The 14,953-nt window shown below is 65.9% G+C and carries 18 protein-coding genes; 6 read left to right on the top strand and 12 right to left on the bottom strand.

Annotated elements, in window-relative coordinates; genetic code table 11:
• Positions 1 to 139: 139 nt before the first annotated feature.
• A complete protein-coding gene (locus tag ABZ824_RS30310) occupies positions 140 to 916 on the top strand; it encodes a hypothetical protein (protein ID WP_356967130.1) in 777 nt (258 codons plus the stop codon).
• Positions 916 to 1,347: a hypothetical protein gene (locus tag ABZ824_RS30305; RefSeq protein WP_356967128.1), complete on the top strand. Its 432-nt coding sequence runs from the start codon at positions 916 to 918 to the stop codon at positions 1,345 to 1,347. Before ABZ824_RS30310 ends, ABZ824_RS30305 begins: the two co-directional genes overlap by 1 nt.
• A 36-nt stretch (positions 1,348 to 1,383) precedes the next feature.
• Here the strand turns inward: ABZ824_RS30305 and ABZ824_RS30300 are convergent, their stop codons facing one another.
• On the bottom strand, positions 1,384 to 1,806 hold the full coding sequence (locus tag ABZ824_RS30300) for an NUDIX domain-containing protein (protein WP_356967127.1): 423 nt from the start codon (positions 1,804 to 1,806) through the stop codon (positions 1,384 to 1,386).
• A 50-nt stretch (positions 1,807 to 1,856) separates the two neighbouring features.
• Between ABZ824_RS30300 and ABZ824_RS30295 the strand changes: the two genes are divergently transcribed.
• Entirely contained in the window at positions 1,857 to 2,828 is a 972-nt protein-coding gene (locus tag ABZ824_RS30295) for an aminoglycoside phosphotransferase family protein (protein WP_356967178.1), read from the top strand.
• Here the strand turns inward: ABZ824_RS30295 and ABZ824_RS30290 are convergent.
• From ABZ824_RS30290 to ABZ824_RS30275, 4 genes are read right to left on the bottom strand one after another with little or no spacing between them, the layout of a single operon-like run.
• Positions 2,797 to 3,465 (bottom strand): hypothetical protein, encoded by a 669-nt coding sequence (locus ABZ824_RS30290; RefSeq protein ID WP_356967125.1) that lies wholly within the window; start codon positions 3,463 to 3,465, stop codon positions 2,797 to 2,799. The genes ABZ824_RS30295 and ABZ824_RS30290 overlap by 32 nt on opposite strands.
• Complete coding sequence (locus ABZ824_RS30285; protein WP_356967123.1) at positions 3,462 to 4,505, bottom strand: hypothetical protein; 1,044 nt, start codon at positions 4,503 to 4,505, stop codon at positions 3,462 to 3,464. The genes ABZ824_RS30290 and ABZ824_RS30285 overlap by 4 nt, the downstream gene beginning before the upstream one ends.
• Positions 4,502 to 5,764: a glycosyltransferase family 4 protein gene (locus ABZ824_RS30280; RefSeq protein WP_356967121.1), complete on the bottom strand. Its 1,263-nt coding sequence runs from the start codon at positions 5,762 to 5,764 to the stop codon at positions 4,502 to 4,504. The genes ABZ824_RS30285 and ABZ824_RS30280 overlap by 4 nt, the downstream gene beginning before the upstream one ends.
• Before the next feature lie 9 nt (positions 5,765 to 5,773).
• Positions 5,774 to 6,718, bottom strand: a complete 945-nt coding sequence (locus ABZ824_RS30275) for an NAD-dependent epimerase/dehydratase family protein (RefSeq protein ID WP_356967119.1) — start codon at positions 6,716 to 6,718, stop codon at positions 5,774 to 5,776.
• 375 nt (positions 6,719 to 7,093) lie between these two features.
• Here ABZ824_RS30275 and ABZ824_RS30270 point away from each other — a divergent pair, with 375 nt between their 5' ends.
• On the top strand, positions 7,094 to 8,617 hold the full coding sequence (locus ABZ824_RS30270) for a peptide deformylase (RefSeq protein WP_356967117.1): 1,524 nt from the start codon (positions 7,094 to 7,096) through the stop codon (positions 8,615 to 8,617).
• A 61-nt stretch (positions 8,618 to 8,678) separates the two neighbouring features.
• Here ABZ824_RS30270 and ABZ824_RS30265 read toward each other — a convergent pair whose 3' ends face one another.
• A complete protein-coding gene (locus ABZ824_RS30265; protein ID WP_356967115.1) occupies positions 8,679 to 9,236 on the bottom strand; it encodes a DUF6886 family protein in 558 nt (185 codons plus the stop codon).
• Between the two features lie 172 nt (positions 9,237 to 9,408).
• On the opposite strand from ABZ824_RS30265, the gene ABZ824_RS30260 reads away from it, so the two are divergent.
• On the top strand, positions 9,409 to 9,780 hold the full coding sequence (locus ABZ824_RS30260; protein WP_356967113.1) for an NUDIX domain-containing protein: 372 nt from the start codon (positions 9,409 to 9,411) through the stop codon (positions 9,778 to 9,780).
• 107 nt (positions 9,781 to 9,887) lie between these two features.
• Positions 9,888 to 10,790, top strand: a complete 903-nt coding sequence (locus ABZ824_RS30255) for a GNAT family N-acetyltransferase (protein WP_356967112.1) — start codon at positions 9,888 to 9,890, stop codon at positions 10,788 to 10,790.
• A gap of 222 nt (positions 10,791 to 11,012) precedes the next feature.
• On the opposite strand, the gene ABZ824_RS30250 is transcribed toward ABZ824_RS30255, so the two are convergent.
• The 6 genes from ABZ824_RS30250 to ABZ824_RS30225 all read right to left on the bottom strand — a co-directional run bounded on the left by ABZ824_RS30250 (position 11,013) and on the right by ABZ824_RS30225 (position 14,824).
• On the bottom strand, positions 11,013 to 11,459 hold the full coding sequence (locus ABZ824_RS30250; protein WP_356967110.1) for an NUDIX hydrolase: 447 nt from the start codon (positions 11,457 to 11,459) through the stop codon (positions 11,013 to 11,015).
• A 60-nt stretch (positions 11,460 to 11,519) separates the two neighbouring features.
• Positions 11,520 to 11,999, bottom strand: a complete 480-nt coding sequence (locus tag ABZ824_RS30245) for a GNAT family N-acetyltransferase (RefSeq protein ID WP_356967108.1) — start codon at positions 11,997 to 11,999, stop codon at positions 11,520 to 11,522.
• 314 nt (positions 12,000 to 12,313) lie between these two features.
• The gene (locus ABZ824_RS30240) at positions 12,314 to 12,784 is read right to left on the bottom strand and encodes a glycosyltransferase (RefSeq protein WP_356967106.1); all 471 of its coding nucleotides are present in this window, start codon (positions 12,782 to 12,784) and stop codon (positions 12,314 to 12,316) included.
• Positions 12,784 to 13,653 carry a phosphotransferase gene (locus tag ABZ824_RS30235; protein ID WP_356967104.1) on the bottom strand — a complete coding sequence of 290 codons (870 nt, stop codon included), beginning with the start codon at positions 13,651 to 13,653 and terminating at the stop codon, positions 12,784 to 12,786. Before ABZ824_RS30235 ends, ABZ824_RS30240 begins: the two co-directional genes overlap by 1 nt.
• On the bottom strand, positions 13,634 to 13,825 hold the full coding sequence (locus ABZ824_RS30230) for a hypothetical protein (RefSeq protein WP_356967102.1): 192 nt from the start codon (positions 13,823 to 13,825) through the stop codon (positions 13,634 to 13,636). The genes ABZ824_RS30235 and ABZ824_RS30230 overlap by 20 nt, the downstream gene beginning before the upstream one ends.
• Positions 13,826 to 14,206: 381 nt before the next feature.
• On the bottom strand, positions 14,207 to 14,824 hold the full coding sequence (locus ABZ824_RS30225; RefSeq protein ID WP_356967100.1) for a hypothetical protein: 618 nt from the start codon (positions 14,822 to 14,824) through the stop codon (positions 14,207 to 14,209).
• Positions 14,825 to 14,953 lie beyond the last annotated feature (129 nt).

Raw genomic sequence — 14,953 nt, 5'->3', positions numbered from 1 at the left:
AAGGGCAAGCCGCTGGGCGGCGTGCCCGACGAATGGGTTGTGGTGGAAGAGGTCGATCGAGCCATAGCCCTGGCCGAACAACTCACCCTCGCCGAGCCGGACCAGCCGCTTTTCGGCACTGCCGATGTGGGCCAGGTTCGTGCAACAGTTCCGTCGCTGGCTCACCGAGCCCTTCGCCCGACGGTTGGGTTTGGCGACGGTCCCGCAAGGTCCGGTCAACACCCGGATGCTCGGGCGCACATTGGCGCTCGAGTTGGCGCAACGGCCGGGTGGGCTGCTGGCCGCCAAGATTGCCCGCAAACATGTGTCCGTGACAACCACGGAAGGCTACGCGGCCCGGCCCGGCGGATCGCAAGCCATGTTCCACGCCGAGGTCCGGCAAGCCGAACACGATCATCACCTCCGACTGACCGTCGAAGCGTACGAGGAATACCGGGCGGGGCAGCTGCCCGCCGGGCCCGGCGCCCGCGCGCTCGTCGAGGCATTCGAGCATGTCGAGTCCGAGGTGTTGCGCGATGCACCGGCCGGAGAGGCGACAGTGTTCGGCAACGAGCGCAGGATCGAAAACCTGCTGCGCCAGCGTGCCCGCACGCTGCACATCGGCTCGGCGAACTATTGCTGGTTCGCCGATCCCGCCAAAGCGCTGTGCCTTCGAATGGCCGGGACACCGAACGCCGCGAAACCGTTGGTCGGCATGTGCGACTCGGCGCGCTGTACACAGGCGACCCACCATCTCCGGCATCGGGCGATCTGGCAGGACACTGCCGACACCGCCGCGACGTTCCTCGGCAACCCACGCGTGCCGAAGGGCGAAAAGCCACGACTACGAATTGAATACGAGTGCGCCACAGGGGTTCTCGACGCTATCGACGACAACGCCCGCACGTGCGGGCAGGACCAGGAGCAGCACACCTGATGCGTATCACCGACGACCATCGACGCGAGACCGAGGACCGGATCCGCGCCGCCACGGACCGGTTGCTGTCGGGCAGCCTTGCACCCGGCATGAAGTGCGACATCAAATCGCTGAGCATCGAAGCCGGCGTATCCCGAGCCGCGTTGTATGCGACCTACAGCCACCTGAAAGATGAGTTCGAGCGTCGCCGCGATCACTTGCACCACACGGGGATCGTCCTGGACCCCCGCGAGGCGCAGATCAACCGACTGAAAGGCCACAACGACGCCTTGAGAGCGCGAATTGAACGGCAGGACAACGAAATCGCTGGGCTGCGCGAGTTCCGTTCGCAGGCGGTGTTCAGACTCGCCGCCCAACACGAGGAAATCCAGCGGCTTCGCGGCCTCACTCAGACTGCCGCGCTGCAGAGCCTGCCCACGACCTTGGCGTGACCTCGAAACATGCGGGGGTTCGGCCATTGGACACGGCTACTCCGAGTACGGGTGCCAGAATGGGATCGCTTCCTCGGCAGCGGCGAGCAGTGCGTCTTTCAGGGCGGCCGGTCGGACGTCGAGTTCGGGCAGTTGTTCGCGGGGCACCCAGTCGAATATGAGGTGGTCCTCGTTGCTTTCCGGCTCACCGGGGACGGCGACGGTGAAGACGAAGTTGAGTTCGTGGTGCAGTTGCCCGTCTTCGGTGTATTGGTGTTCGACGACGCCGACGAAGCCGGTGATCTCGGAGTCGGCGGCAAGTTCTTCGCGGATCTCGCGTTTAAGGGCTGCTTCGACCTGTTCGCCGGGCTCGACGTGTCCGCCGGGCAGGAAGTGCCAGCTTTTGGCGTGGTGGCGGGCCAGCAGCACGCCGCGCTCGCCGGGGATGACCGCGCGCGCGATGATTTCCGTTGTGGCCATTGAATTTCCCTTCCCTATCGCCCCGACGGGGCCTCTACTGTTTCGTTGTGATGGAAGTCGAGGGGCTGGACGGCGACGTGGTCGCGGCAGCGGTGGTGGATATGGTGCCGGATGCGGCTCCGGTCGCAGTCGATGAGGTGATCCCCAAGGGCCACCGCCATTTTGCGTGGCGGATGCGGTCGAACGTGGGGCCGGTGGTGGCGCGGGTTCGGCGCGGCGACGGCTACGACGAGGTGGCGCTGAGCAGGTTGCGTGAGCATCAGCGGCTGGCACTGGAGGGTCTGCCGGTGCCACGTGCTCACGGTTTCGGTGTGTCGCAGCGACTCGGCGGGCGGTCGTTGGTAGTGACGGAGTACCTGGATGGTGTGGACGCCGAGGACTTCGCCGCAACAGCGGCCGGACCGGTGATGGTGGACGCGATGCGGTCCACGGGAAAGGCTTTGGCACGACTGCACACGGTCTCGGTGAGCGGTTTCGGCGATCCGCAACCCGCTCCGAACCCGGCAGCGACGGACCTGGCCGGTGCCGCACGCCGCCACCTCGAGAGGTTGGCGGAGCTGTATGCAGAGCTGCCCGAGAACCCATTGCGGCAGGCCGGCGAACGGCTGTTGCTGCTGCTCGCCGACGATCTCAGGGATGTGGTGTGCCCGACGGTGACGCATCAGGACGTGTACCTGCCGAACATTCTGCTCGATCGGCACGGCCGATTTCGGGCGTTGCTCGACCTCGAGCATCTGCGGTGGGCAGATCCTGTGAGCGACTTCGTGAAACCGGCGATGTGGATGTTCGACGACCACCCTGAATGGGCCGTGTCCTTCGCCGACGGCTACCGCACCGTGGCCGGGACGCCGACTCGATGGGAGGAGCGGATATCGCTGGCGACCGGGTGGGAGCTGTTGACCGGCGTCGGTTACTGGACCAGCGTCGGCGACGACGTGACGTTGCAGGACTACCTGGCGCGGCTGCGTCGGTGGGTGGCCTCGGACGGAATCAGTCACGTGTGGTCACCTGACTGGAGGTGATCAGCTCGGTCACGAACGCGACAGCGGGTGCCAGGTCGTCGGCCCCGGCATCGATGATGTGCGACGGCATCGGCGAGGACTCTACCCATCGCAGCAGCCGGTCCTGGGCGCGGGCGATGTGGTCGACGCGTTGCTGTTCGGTGCTGCCGAAGCCATCGACATATGCCGCCCACTTCGGCCCCCGGACCGTGCGCGTCGACCGCAGGCAACGGTGCAGGATTCGCTGCGGCGGCACACGTAGCACGACCAGCTCAAGTCCGCTGTCCGCCATGCGGCGTTCGCTGTCGAGCAGGCGAGCGCGGGAGACGGGAAGGTCGTAGACCGCGATGTCGAATCCGAGCCCTTCGAGCAGGCACGTCGGTGTCCACTCGGCGGCGAACCGGTGCCGGGGCAGGGTGCTGGTCCGGAATCGACGATCCACGTCGCACAGGAAAGTGGTCAAATGCTCGATCCACTCGACCATCGCTTCGGCTTGCTTGGCCGGGTCGGAGTCGGTGTAGGTGTGGGTGGTCAGCGTGGCTGCCTGCGGCATCGCTATAAGCGATTCGCATCCGGCGGCGACCAGCCGGGTAAGTACGGCCTGATAGACCGTCGTTTTGCCCGCGCCCCAGACCCCCACGACGACACAGCCCCTCACACCAGGCTCCGCATACCGTCGGCGATCGTGTCGGCCACGGACGCGATTTGGTCGGGCTCGGTCCAACCGAGCACGGATGCGGGCACATCAGCCAATGTGCTCCACCACGAACCCGTCTCGGTGCCTGCACCGCCGCCACCGCTGGGTGACGGGCGAAGGCTGAGCCAGTCGTCGGTGAAGAAGTCCGCGTTCCCGAATCCGAGATGACGCCGGAGCAGATGCGTCGATGGATGGCCGGTCCGATGATTGGCGCGCATGAGGATCACGATCCGCTGCGGGCTGGTCGCGGGCGCGCAGGAGACGCCGAGGATGCGTCCGATCTCGGCGGGCGTCCACTCCAGCTTGCCGTCGACCAAGCCGCGACCGCGGATCGGCGACGCCGAGGCCAGCGCCGTCCGTAGACGCGGAGAGGCGGCGTTGGCCTCGGGCGAGATCCGCCACGCGAGCGGCACAGCGACCGCCGTCCAGTCGCCGGAGTCGGTAGGCATCAGCATCGTGCGATCGTTGGACACCGGCACCGCGCCGTGTCGCTCGATGAGGTGGGTCAGGACGCTGGTCTTGCCGGCGCCGGGCCGGCCGCCGACGAGCACGCCGACACCGTCGAGTTCGACCGCTCCGGCGTGAACACAGTGGCCTCCCGCCGATTCCCCGCCGCGCATGATCAGCTGACGTGCCACCCGAACCCCGATGGTCGCTGCGACATGCTCGCGTGCGGACACAGCGAGGTGACGCCCGTCGACCGTGATGACATGGTCGACCCGGTGCAGCGGCGCCAGCATCGTGCGGCCTGCGAGAAGCCATGCACGGTAGCGATACTCGGGGTGACTTCGCCGGACCTGGCAGCCGATCGTGTTCACTCCCGCCTGATCGAGCAGACGATGAGGGTCGGTGGAGATGTCGACCGACACGGTGAAATCCGGCGCACTCCCTGTGCCCTCGACCAGGTACGGGTCCAAATAGTCGGCCATCCGCTCGTGAATCAGCTGGTGTGCGGCGATCGCGGCGGTCCAGACGCCGAAGTCGTAACTGCGGATGCTCATCGGGGACGGCCTTCCACGTCACAGGCGTCGTGGTCGGAGCGCCGCAACCAGCAGGGACGGCCCGGACCGGTCTCGATCGGTTCGCCGAGGGCGTCTTGGGTCGCGTGCTCGGTCAGCCATCGAGGCGTGCCGAAATGGTGTGTCCGCGAACGGTCGGCGCGGGGCGGGTCGAGTCGCCACGACCACGTTGCGCGTAGCAGGTCGGTGCCGATCCGCGACCAGGACAGTTCGGTTTCGACGCAAGCGCGTCCGTCGGTGCCGATCCGGCGCAGCGCTGCGGGATCGGCAAGCAGCTCGGCGATCAGACGCGGCCACTGTCGCATGTCATCGTCAACGACGACGCCGGGATGGTCGACCGGCAGGCCGGTCACGGCGTGGCCGGTCCCCAGAACCGGCAGGCCGGCCGCCATGTAGTCGAGCACCTTCATTTTCGCGCCCGAGCCGGCGGTGAGCGGGGCCAGCGCGAGCGTGGTTCCGCGCAGCGCGGCGTCGACCGTGTCGGCCCGGCCGGTGAACTCGATCCTCGGATCGGCGGTCACGGCGGCGGGTCCGCGGCCCACGACCCGGACCCGGACGTCCAGCCCCGCCGCGGACAGTCGCGGCAGGATGGCCGTGCGTATCGCTTCGACCGCGCGAGCATTGGGCTCGTAGTAGAGGTTGCCCAGGAACGTGAGCAGCGGTGTCGACGTCAAGTCCGGCCCCCAGCAGGTCCGCAGTGCCGTGTCGGCACCGTTGGGCAGCAACACGATCCGCCGATCCTCACCGCAGACCTCAACAGCGAGAGCCAGTTCGTTGCGGGTGGACACGACGACGAAGTCCGCCACTTCCAACGCTGCTCGCTGCGTCCGGGCACGGACGTGGACGACCGACTCCGGCTCGCCGAGGGTCCTCGACACCCCGGCGTCGTCGTCATGCACGTCATACACCGAACGCGCGCCCAACCGCCGTGAGAGACCGGCACCCACCTTCAACATGGCCTCCGCCTCGCACACGACGACGAAGTCCACCGCTCGCGGCTCGACAACGGCGGCCAGTGCGGCCGGGTCGTAGAAGTCGGCGGGATGCACCAACACGGTGTCACACGGCCACACCAGGCCGTAGTCGGCACCGCGATCACACAACACGAGCGTGACCGACGCGCCCGCCCGGTGGGCATGTTCGGCCAGCGCCAGCGTCCGCGCCGGAGTCCCGGCCAACGCGCGACCGCGCCAGATGTTCGGGGTGTCGAGCAGAAACAGCAACGAGGGGGTCTCGGTCATCTACGACACCTACCGCATCGCCGTCGTTGCCGCGCACGGCCCTGCCATCGCCCGCACCGCGTGGGCGACGCTGTGCTCCAACGACGTCATCGGCCACTGCGGAATCAGTTGACGTAGACGCGCGACGTCGGCGCACAGCATCGGCCGGTGATGGCGGCGCAGCCGAGTCGGGTCCAACCTGACATCGGGGTGAATCCCGACAACCGCAGCGACAGAGCGCACGAGGTCGCGGCCCGAGGTCGCGGTTCCGGTACCGACGTTGAACACCCCACCGGCACCGCTGTCGAGGATCGCCAGCAGCGCGTGCGCGACGTCGCCGACGAACACGTAGTCACGAGCGGTCTCCAGATCGCCCAACCGCAGCAGCGGTCCGCGGCGTAACTGACGGACGATCTCCGGCAGCAGGTGTGGATGGACATCGCCGGGACCGACGACGTTGAACAGCCGCGCGACGGTGACGACGCAGCCCGGAAGTTTGTCGTGCTGGTCGCGTAAGAGCTCCTCGCACAGCAGCTTCGAGCTGCCGTACACACCGGCAGGCGCGAGGTGGTCGTCCTCACGATGCGGACGTGGACTCGGCGCGTACACGTCGGCGGTGGACGCGAACAGCACGCGTGCGGGCGGAAACGCCACGCAGACGTCGATCAGCCGCTGCGTGCCCATTACGTTCACATCCAGGGTGCCGGCCGGGTCCGCCTCGCATGCAGGAATGAAATGCCTTGCCGCCAGGTGGATCACAGCCCACGGATGCTCGTCGGAGAAGACATCGGTGAGCGCCTCCGCATCGCGGATATCGATGACATGGACCCTCACGTCGGGCGAGGTCGAGAACTCATCCAAGCGGTCGAGGGTTCCCGCGCTGCCGTCGTCGACCGCCACCACCCGAACACCCCGATCACGCAGCAGTCGCACGACTTGGACTCCGATCAGCCCGGCCGCGCCGGTAACAAGCACGGGGCCAACGCCTTCGGTGACATGGGAGTCACTTCGATGGCTCGGCTGTTTAGCGCACTGACTGTCGTGCGCCCGGCCATCCAGCGCGGTCAATGAGCCTCGCGGCACGAACTCGGCAAACACTCGCAGATCACGCATGATCGTCCCCCGATCCCGCGACCCGCGTCCAGCCATGGCGCAACAGCGCCCACATCGCACTGGCCGCGATGGTCCCGACAGCTACCGTCAACACGGTGTCCATGTGCGCCTCCCAAACGAATCCGGCCTGATGGACGCCTCAATTCCCCCACGCGGTCGGGGCGTTCCGGAACCGTGCGTGCATACTCACGGTGTACTCACGCACGCCCACGACGACCGCGCGGAAGGAGCTGCGACATGACCTCCAGCGCCGACACCCCGCCACTGGACGACATCGACGCCGCGGCGGATGCGGACAACGCTGAAACCAACGTGTTCGCAGCGGAACTCGCGCACTGGCGCGACGTGCGCGGCCTCTCACGCGGCGCCCTGGCCCGCAAACTGGGCTACAGCCGGCCCTACGTCTCCAAGATCGAATCTGGCAGCGAGAAGCCCTCGGAGTCCTTCGCCGCCCACGCCGAGGCGACCTTGCAGGCCGGCGGTGCGCTGCGCGCTGCCTTCGCCGAATTCGCCAACACCCGTACCCCGGGCAGCCGGAAGCCGATCCCGGCCGAACCAGCTGAACAAGGCAGCTCGCTCGTGGTCGACCATGACGACGCCGTCCTGCGCTACGACAGCCTCACCTACCGGCTGACCCAGCGACGCCGACTGATCAACACCGGCACCGAACCCGTCACCCGCTACCTGATCCGCATCTCGGTGGACCGGTGGCCCGGCGACCCCGAACGATCCAACCGCCTCTACCAGGAACACCCTCTCACCTGGGAGGAAGTCGACCTACACGCGTGGTCGGGCGAGAACCGCGTCGAGGCGATGGACTGGACCGCGCACCACGACACCGCCGCGTTCAAGGAAGTGTGGCTGCTGTTCTCCCGCGACGGCCGCCACTTCCCGCTCTACCCCGGCCAGGCAGCCTGGATCGAATACGAATACATAGTCTCAGACCTGCACTGGGGCAACTGGTTCCAACGCGCGGTGCGCCTGCCCACCACACGGCTCTCGGTGCGGCTCAACTTCCCGGCCGACCTGGAACCAGTCGTGTGGGGCTTGCAAACGTCCATGACGGCCGAAGCTCAACCGTTCCGGACACCGATCCAATATGAGGTCGACGCCGACCGGCACCTCTACTCGTGGTCCACCGACAACCCGCCACTGCACGCGCGGTACCGACTCGAATGGGACTTCCGCGGGCGAGGAGACGACGGCGACCGGACCCCGCCCAGCAAGGTGATGGCGGGGCTCGGCATCGTGCAGGAAGGCGACCCGATCCTGCGACAGACCGCCCGCGGGTTCGACCTGCCCACCGAAGCCGAAACCGCGCGGCGAGTGGTCGCGGAATTGACCTCGGCCGCCGAACGAGTCGCCAAGGCGCACGTCTTCGGCAAAGGAATGGGGGTCGCCGCACCCCAAATCGGCATCGGCCGCGCCGCCGCCATCGTGCGCACCACCGACGGCAACAGCATCACCCTGCTCAACCCCCGCATCGTCGAGACCAGCCCCACCACCGACGAACAATACGAAGGCTGCCTCAGCTTCTTCGACCTGCGCGGACGCGTACCCCGCCCGCTGACCATCCACGTCGAGCACACCGACATCGACGGCCGAACCCGCATCACTGTGTTCGAACACGGAGACGCGCGCCTGGTCGCCCACGAGATCGACCACCTCCACGGACAGCTCTACACCGACCGCATGAGATCAGACATCGAACCGATCCCGGTCGAGCAGTACCGAGGCAGCGGCACCAGTTGGACCTACTAAGCTGGAGCCCGCCGGACCAAAGTCGGCCTATACAGCGATGTTGCACCTCTGCGCCCAGGCATCAGTGCGAATCCGTACAAGCATTAGCCGATGGCATGGCGTTGTGCAGCCGAATGCCGCTGTAGCCCAGAGAACTACCGGTCACTTCGGACCAGAACGGCCACAGATCGGCCAGTACACGCAACTGGATGCCCGCCCGTTCATGAAGACTAAGCAGATCGCCCACCAACTCCGGCTGTCCTATGGGCTCAACTGGCACAGTCGCCACATGGGCGTACGGCACCGGCGTGCCGATTGGCCGGAACACTATGGCAGGCAGTCGATACGCGTACACATCGACGGTGCGAAGGGCTTCCAGCCACCGATACTCGATAGCGTGTACCCGATCGCCGCATCCCGGCCCGAGGATGCGGTCGCGGTCAGCGCGAGTCGTCGTGGGGAGGCTCCAGGCCATGGCCCTCGGACAGTCGCGCGGAAACCAGTAGTCCGGGCACCGAGGAGCATCGACCGCCCATACGACCGCCTCGCCGTCGGCTACGTCCTCGGGGACCCGAGGCTCGAACCGAGAGATGGTTGGATCTTCGGAGAAGTGCAGCACCTCGCCAGGCTCTGATCTCATACTCCTTCGATACCATCAACGCTGCCGATCGGCAGCCGAAAAGCCGCAACACAGTGCGTCGTTGGGTCCGCCAGCCCAAGGCATTTATATGATCCGCGCCACACTCCGACGCCCGGGAAACCAGACACGCCTCCTTCACGTCCGATCGCGAAAAGCGCTGGCGATAGTGCGTGTGAGCAGGACAGATTGTTATCCGATAAAGGAAGTCGGTATCCAGGTTCCCGCCAGCAGCATCCGGGCCGGGGAAACCCCGGAGAGTGCAGCCCTACGAGAGGCGCGGGAGGAGACCGGGCTCTCGGAGTTCAACATCGTGCGCAAGCTCGGTGAAGCCGACTACGACATCAGCCCGTACCGGTTCGAGATCCAATATCGGCACTTCTTCGCGCTGAAACTGTGCGAGGACGCCCCGGACCGATGGGCAAGCCAGGAAGACCACGACGGCGAATCAGAGCCGACGTGGTTCGAATGCTTCTGGATCCCACTCGAAGCCGCCCATGTCCTGCAATCGGGCCAGGGCGCGCTACTCGGCCGGTTGTACGACTGAGAGAGCACCTCCAACCCGTCGCCAACCGCACACCGAACCTAGTTCGCTCACGGGTTCGATCAGGATAATGCGTTGCCGTCGACGGCCCGTCCCCGCAGGATCAGCGCATGATCGTGCGCCAACTCGAACCGGACGAATGGACCCTCGCCCGCGCCGTGCGGCTCGACGCGCTCAGGGAGGCGCCACCCGGAATGTTCGGGTCTTCCTTCGATCTGGCGTGCCGGTGGAGTGAACAGCAGTGGCGTCAATGGATGCACGGCGGGGTGTTGTTCGTTGCCGAGACCACAGACGGGATAGCGGTGGGGTCGGTCGGCGGCATGATCGAAGACGATCTGCCGGTCGTCGTGTCCATGTGGGTGTCGCCTGGCCATCGAGGGACCGGGCTGTCGGACCGGCTGCTGGCGGCGGTGGTCGATTGGGCCATCACCGGTCGGCACCATGAGATACGGCTGTGGGCGCTCGAAGACAATGACATCGCCCGCGCTTTCTATCGCAGAAACGGATTCACGAACACAGGTAAACGGAAACGCTGCATCGACTGGCCCGACCGGTTCGAGATCGAGATGTCACGCGTGTTGACGATCAGCCCTCCGCAACTACCGGACGAGCTCGTGGCGGCAGCGTCGGCCGACGACACCGTGCGGCAGGTCATTGATGCCGAGTTGCGCCTGCTGGATCCGGCGGTGCGGGCGTCTCCGCAGGCGTCAGCAATGCTCCTCGCCCCGAGCTTCATAGAGTTCGGTGCGTCAGGCCGCAGATGGGACCGCGACTCGATCATCGCCGCTCTCGCCGCCGAACCACCCACCACGACGGCTGCCACCCAGATCCGCGGACAACTGCTCAGCCCCGACCTCGCGCATGTCACCTACATCGCAGAACGCGACGGCCAGAAATCGCTACGCAGTTCGCTGTGGCGGCGAACCGACGACGGCTGGCGAATGTACTTCCACCGGGGCACACCCGTCGCGGACAAATCCCTCTCGGGCACAACAGATTGCGTGGATGGTTGACGATGACGGAGTGCATACCTCGGGTTGGTTTCTCGTCGCCCCGTCAGTTCGGCGGACCGCGCCATTCCCGTATCTACAGCGGGTGCTTTGCCCCGGCCATCACGTTGACTGAGTAAGGGCCTCCAGGGGTTGGGCGATGCTCCGTGTACTGGGATGCTTTCTCACCACCGCCCTTGCCCACTACCGGACCGCACAGGGCGCTGGCTCGGTCGGCCTTGGCGTTTACCGTTCGAAGCCCACATAGATGTCCCCGCCAGCGCGCCACTGGCCATTCCTCAGGAACTGCGGGTAGATATGCTCCTCGGTCTGCATCTGCTGCGGGCTGAAGAACCGCATATGCTCCACCGGCCCGTCGAGGTCGGCCCAATCCTGATCGAGCACACCGGACTCCAGACACGTTAGAAAGTAGCACTCGACCTTGTGGCGGTGGTGCTTTTCTTCCCAGTATTCGAAGACGTGTACCAGCTCACCGGCGGTCACGTGGAGTCCGGTTTCCTCGTGGACCTCACGGCGGATGCAGTCATGCAACGACTCACCGGGTTGCAGGCGACCTCCGGGTGTGTACCAGATTCGGCCGTCATCGGACACCAGCAGCAGATCCTCGCCTTTGGCGACCAGAGCGCGTGCGGTGACTTGAATCTGGAACTGTTCAGTGGTGTTGCTGTCCATGATGTCCTTCCGTGAGCTGATCGTCGGCGTGGCCGCGAAAGCAACTCTCTGGGTTCCCATTCAGGTCAGGAGAAGTTCGTACACAGCACGGCTCCGGCCTGGTCCTTTGAAGTCGGAGATGACGGATATGCCGTTAACCTCGTGGTCGCCGGGCACGTTGACGAAGCCGAGAGCTGTCCAACAGGCGTGCGCTGCGTGGTTGTCGGGTTCTGATGTCAGATACAAGCGCTCGCAGTCCCACTTATCGGCCTGCGATCGCACGCTGTGCAGAAGCGCTCGAGCGATGCCGCTTCGCCGGTGCAGCAGGTGGGTCATGACATCCTGGACATAGATGTCTGCGGGTTCGTCTTGGCTTCGGAACGCGATCACCGCTCCCATGATGGTGTTGTCTTCGCTGATCGCGATGGGGCAGGTCGAGGAGAACAGCTTCGCATACAGCCAGTAGTCGGACAGGGTGCGCGCACGGATAAACGGCTCCCCGAGTTCCATGAGCTGGTGAACTTCGCTGACGTGTTTGGGCTGGAGGGGCGTGACGATCACAGGTGCTCCCTGGTAGGAGTTTGGGTCCGCTGACCGGCAGATGCCGCTTCGGACCACGCAGCTACGTTTCGGCGCAACTGGGTTTCGGTTGCGGTGCAGCCGTCGCTAGGTGTGGTTTTGGCGTGTCGGTGAGATGTCGTGTGTCGTTGTGGGTGAGCAGTGCCCATCGGGCTCCGGTCGTGGGGTTGATCCAGGAGATTGGTTGCTGTCGCCAGACGGTGAGGCTCGCGTGATACATGGCGATCGTGGCGGTCCGCTGTTCGGCCGGGTGGCTGGCCCTGGGGTGAAGCGGTCGCGGTCGATTCCGTTGTGGATCACGGCTGGTGTCTCGATGTGGTAGGCATCGGCGAGGTCTCGGGCGGCGTAGTGGCTGACGGCGATGACGCGTCGGCGAGGTGCACGAGCTCATGTTCGGCGGCGGCGAGGTCGTCGGCGCCGAGGGTGCGGGCGCTGAATTCCCCACGCACAAGGATCGGCGCCCGATACTCGGGTAGCTGGTGCAAGTAAGTCAGCGTTTCGGCTTCCCAGGTGGAGCAGTCGATCACGTCGGGGCGGATGCGGTCGAGGACGGCGGCGACGGATGCGCGGTGCGCGGTCATGTTATCGGTGCGTGGAAGGGTGACTACCCGGGCACCGTCCACCGTCACCGGATGCGCGGATTGTTGGGTGATCAGGGTGACGGTATGGCCACGGGCGGCCATGTGGGCAGTAAGCGACCGGTAGATGGCGCAGATGCCACCGCGGGTACGTTGGTGTAGATCGCGGTGGACCATGGCGATGTGCATCAGGCACCCCGCATAGCGATGGCGTGCAGACGCTCTCGCGTCTGCTGCCACGCCGTGTCGATGACCCGAAGCCGCGTTTCGCGCTCCGGCCCGTCCGGCAGCTCCCGGTGGATGCGCATTTCCCGGGTGAGCACGGTCGCAAGATTGACGACGAACGGTACCTCGATCCCAGCGGCGGTGACCGCGCTGTCGATGCGAGTCCTGAGTTCTCGGGTGGCGGCACCGAGTTGGGTGTGCAGCATTGCCAGGTCGAATCCGGGCAGGAACAGTCCGGTGAATTCCCAATCCAACAGGACAGCGGGGGCCTCCTCGCGGAGGAGGATGTTGGTGGCCAACGGGTCTCCGTGATTGAGCTGATCGACAGCACCGGCACGGTCGGCCAGGCGCAGCAAGGCGTCGCGGTCGGTGTCGGTGAGATAGCCGTGGGCGTGATAGCGGCAGATCCGATCTCGGTAGTCGAAGATCACGTCGAACGCCCCGGCGGGTGGCTGCCATCGGTTCAGAGCCTCGACTGTGCCCAGCACCGCGTCGATCTCCGTGTCGGCGAGTGACCGCTGCGGGTAGCGGTCGTCGTCGAGGCGCTGCCCGTTCATCCATTCCAGTGCCATGAGCCGGGTGTGATCGGTGTAGACCAGCTGCGGCACTGGCACGGGCGGCGCGGAGTGCGCGAAAACCTCGCACACCTCGAGTTCGTGCCGCCATTTCCCGCCCCAGAACGGGTCGGTGCCGAGCAGACATTTCACGACCACGCGCCGACCGGCGAAGCTGCCCGCGGCGAGCAGTGTCTTGCCAGTCTGCTGAAGCACCGTGTCGATGCGGATTCCGGCATTCTGGGTGGCGGTGGCGAGGTCATGCGGCAGTGTCGGCACGGCTTCCGTCCTCGATTGTGGTGATGATGCGGGCGGACAGGTCGTTTTCGGGCTCGTCGCCGTGCCAGGCCGCGGCCAGGTCGGCGACACAGCACTGGAAGTAACCCTCCGCCAGTCGACGCCCTTCGGTGAGGACGGTCAAAGCATTCCAGTACAAGAAAAACGGAGTCATACCCCGGACGCTCGCCGACGCTACCCGGCTCGCCACCCAACTGCGCACCGCCCTCGAAACCACCACGCCATGAAGGACTACGACACGAGATTTCAACCCGACGGCTACGGACATCTCACCTGTCAGTAGCTGGGCACGCCCGGACCGCACGGAACCCCGCACCGCTGCCCCTGTGTGGCGGGTGGTCGACGACAACTGCTGCGCGCTCCTGGCCCGGTACGTGAGGGTGGCGGTTCCCTGACCGGAACATCAGTCCGCTCCAACACTCCGTGTGGTCCCTCCCCGCTACGCGCCCTCGATGTCGAAAACCGATCACCACCCGTGATTCATCCGTAAGGGTGATTCATGCCTGTGGGAGGCGTTCCACCGACAGGCCGCCGTCTACAGCATGTGTGCAGGCCGGGGCGGGGTGACGCGCTGTGTGCGACCGTGGCGCGGGGGTCCGTCGATCCACGTCGTGGGCCGACGTAGTCGGGTGTAGTAGGCGCGGGCCTCGATGAGGTCCCGGCGTGCCAGCACACGCCAAGCGTGCATGCGGGCGACCTCGGCTTCGGGATCGGGGACAAAGGGGTTGCGGTAGGTGCGAACCACTTCGTCGGCGCGCCTGTACTCCCACAAGGCGCGGGCGATGGCGTCGATGGCCGGGCCGATCCTGTTGTCGTAGCGGTCCGCGGCGTTCTCGATGCGGTCGATCAGCACAGCGCGCACGACCGTAGTGATGTCGCCGATGCCGATGTCGTTCAAGACCACCGATCCCTCATGCTCATCCGCAGTAGCAACCTGATCGGGCAACACCCAATCCCTGATGGTGGCCAGCAGAAACGCCGCCCTCAGGATCACAGCGGCTGGATGCTGCTCGGGGATGTGCCCGTCCATCGCTGCGAGCAGTTCGCGGGAGTTCGGCAGGGGCATATGCGCCCAAGGTGCTGGTGCTGGCGCTGGCGCGGGCTCCGCGGAGTCGTCGGCCTCGGCTTCGATGGACCCGGGAATGTCAATCATGGTCGGATTTCCTTGGTATCGATGTCGGACAGCCGATCGGGTCCTGCTGGCTTCTGATCGCGGCAAAGTATGCGGCCATCATTTCGTTCTCCTCGAATCCCAGGACCGTCTCCGCGATTTCGGCCTCCG

The sequence above is a fragment of the Nocardia sp. NPDC047038 genome, assembly GCF_040644075.1.
Taxonomy (GTDB): domain Bacteria; phylum Actinomycetota; class Actinomycetes; order Mycobacteriales; family Mycobacteriaceae; genus Nocardia; species Nocardia sichangensis.
Note: the sequence above shows the minus strand (reverse complement) of the source record. Positions and strands in the feature narration are given on the sequence as shown.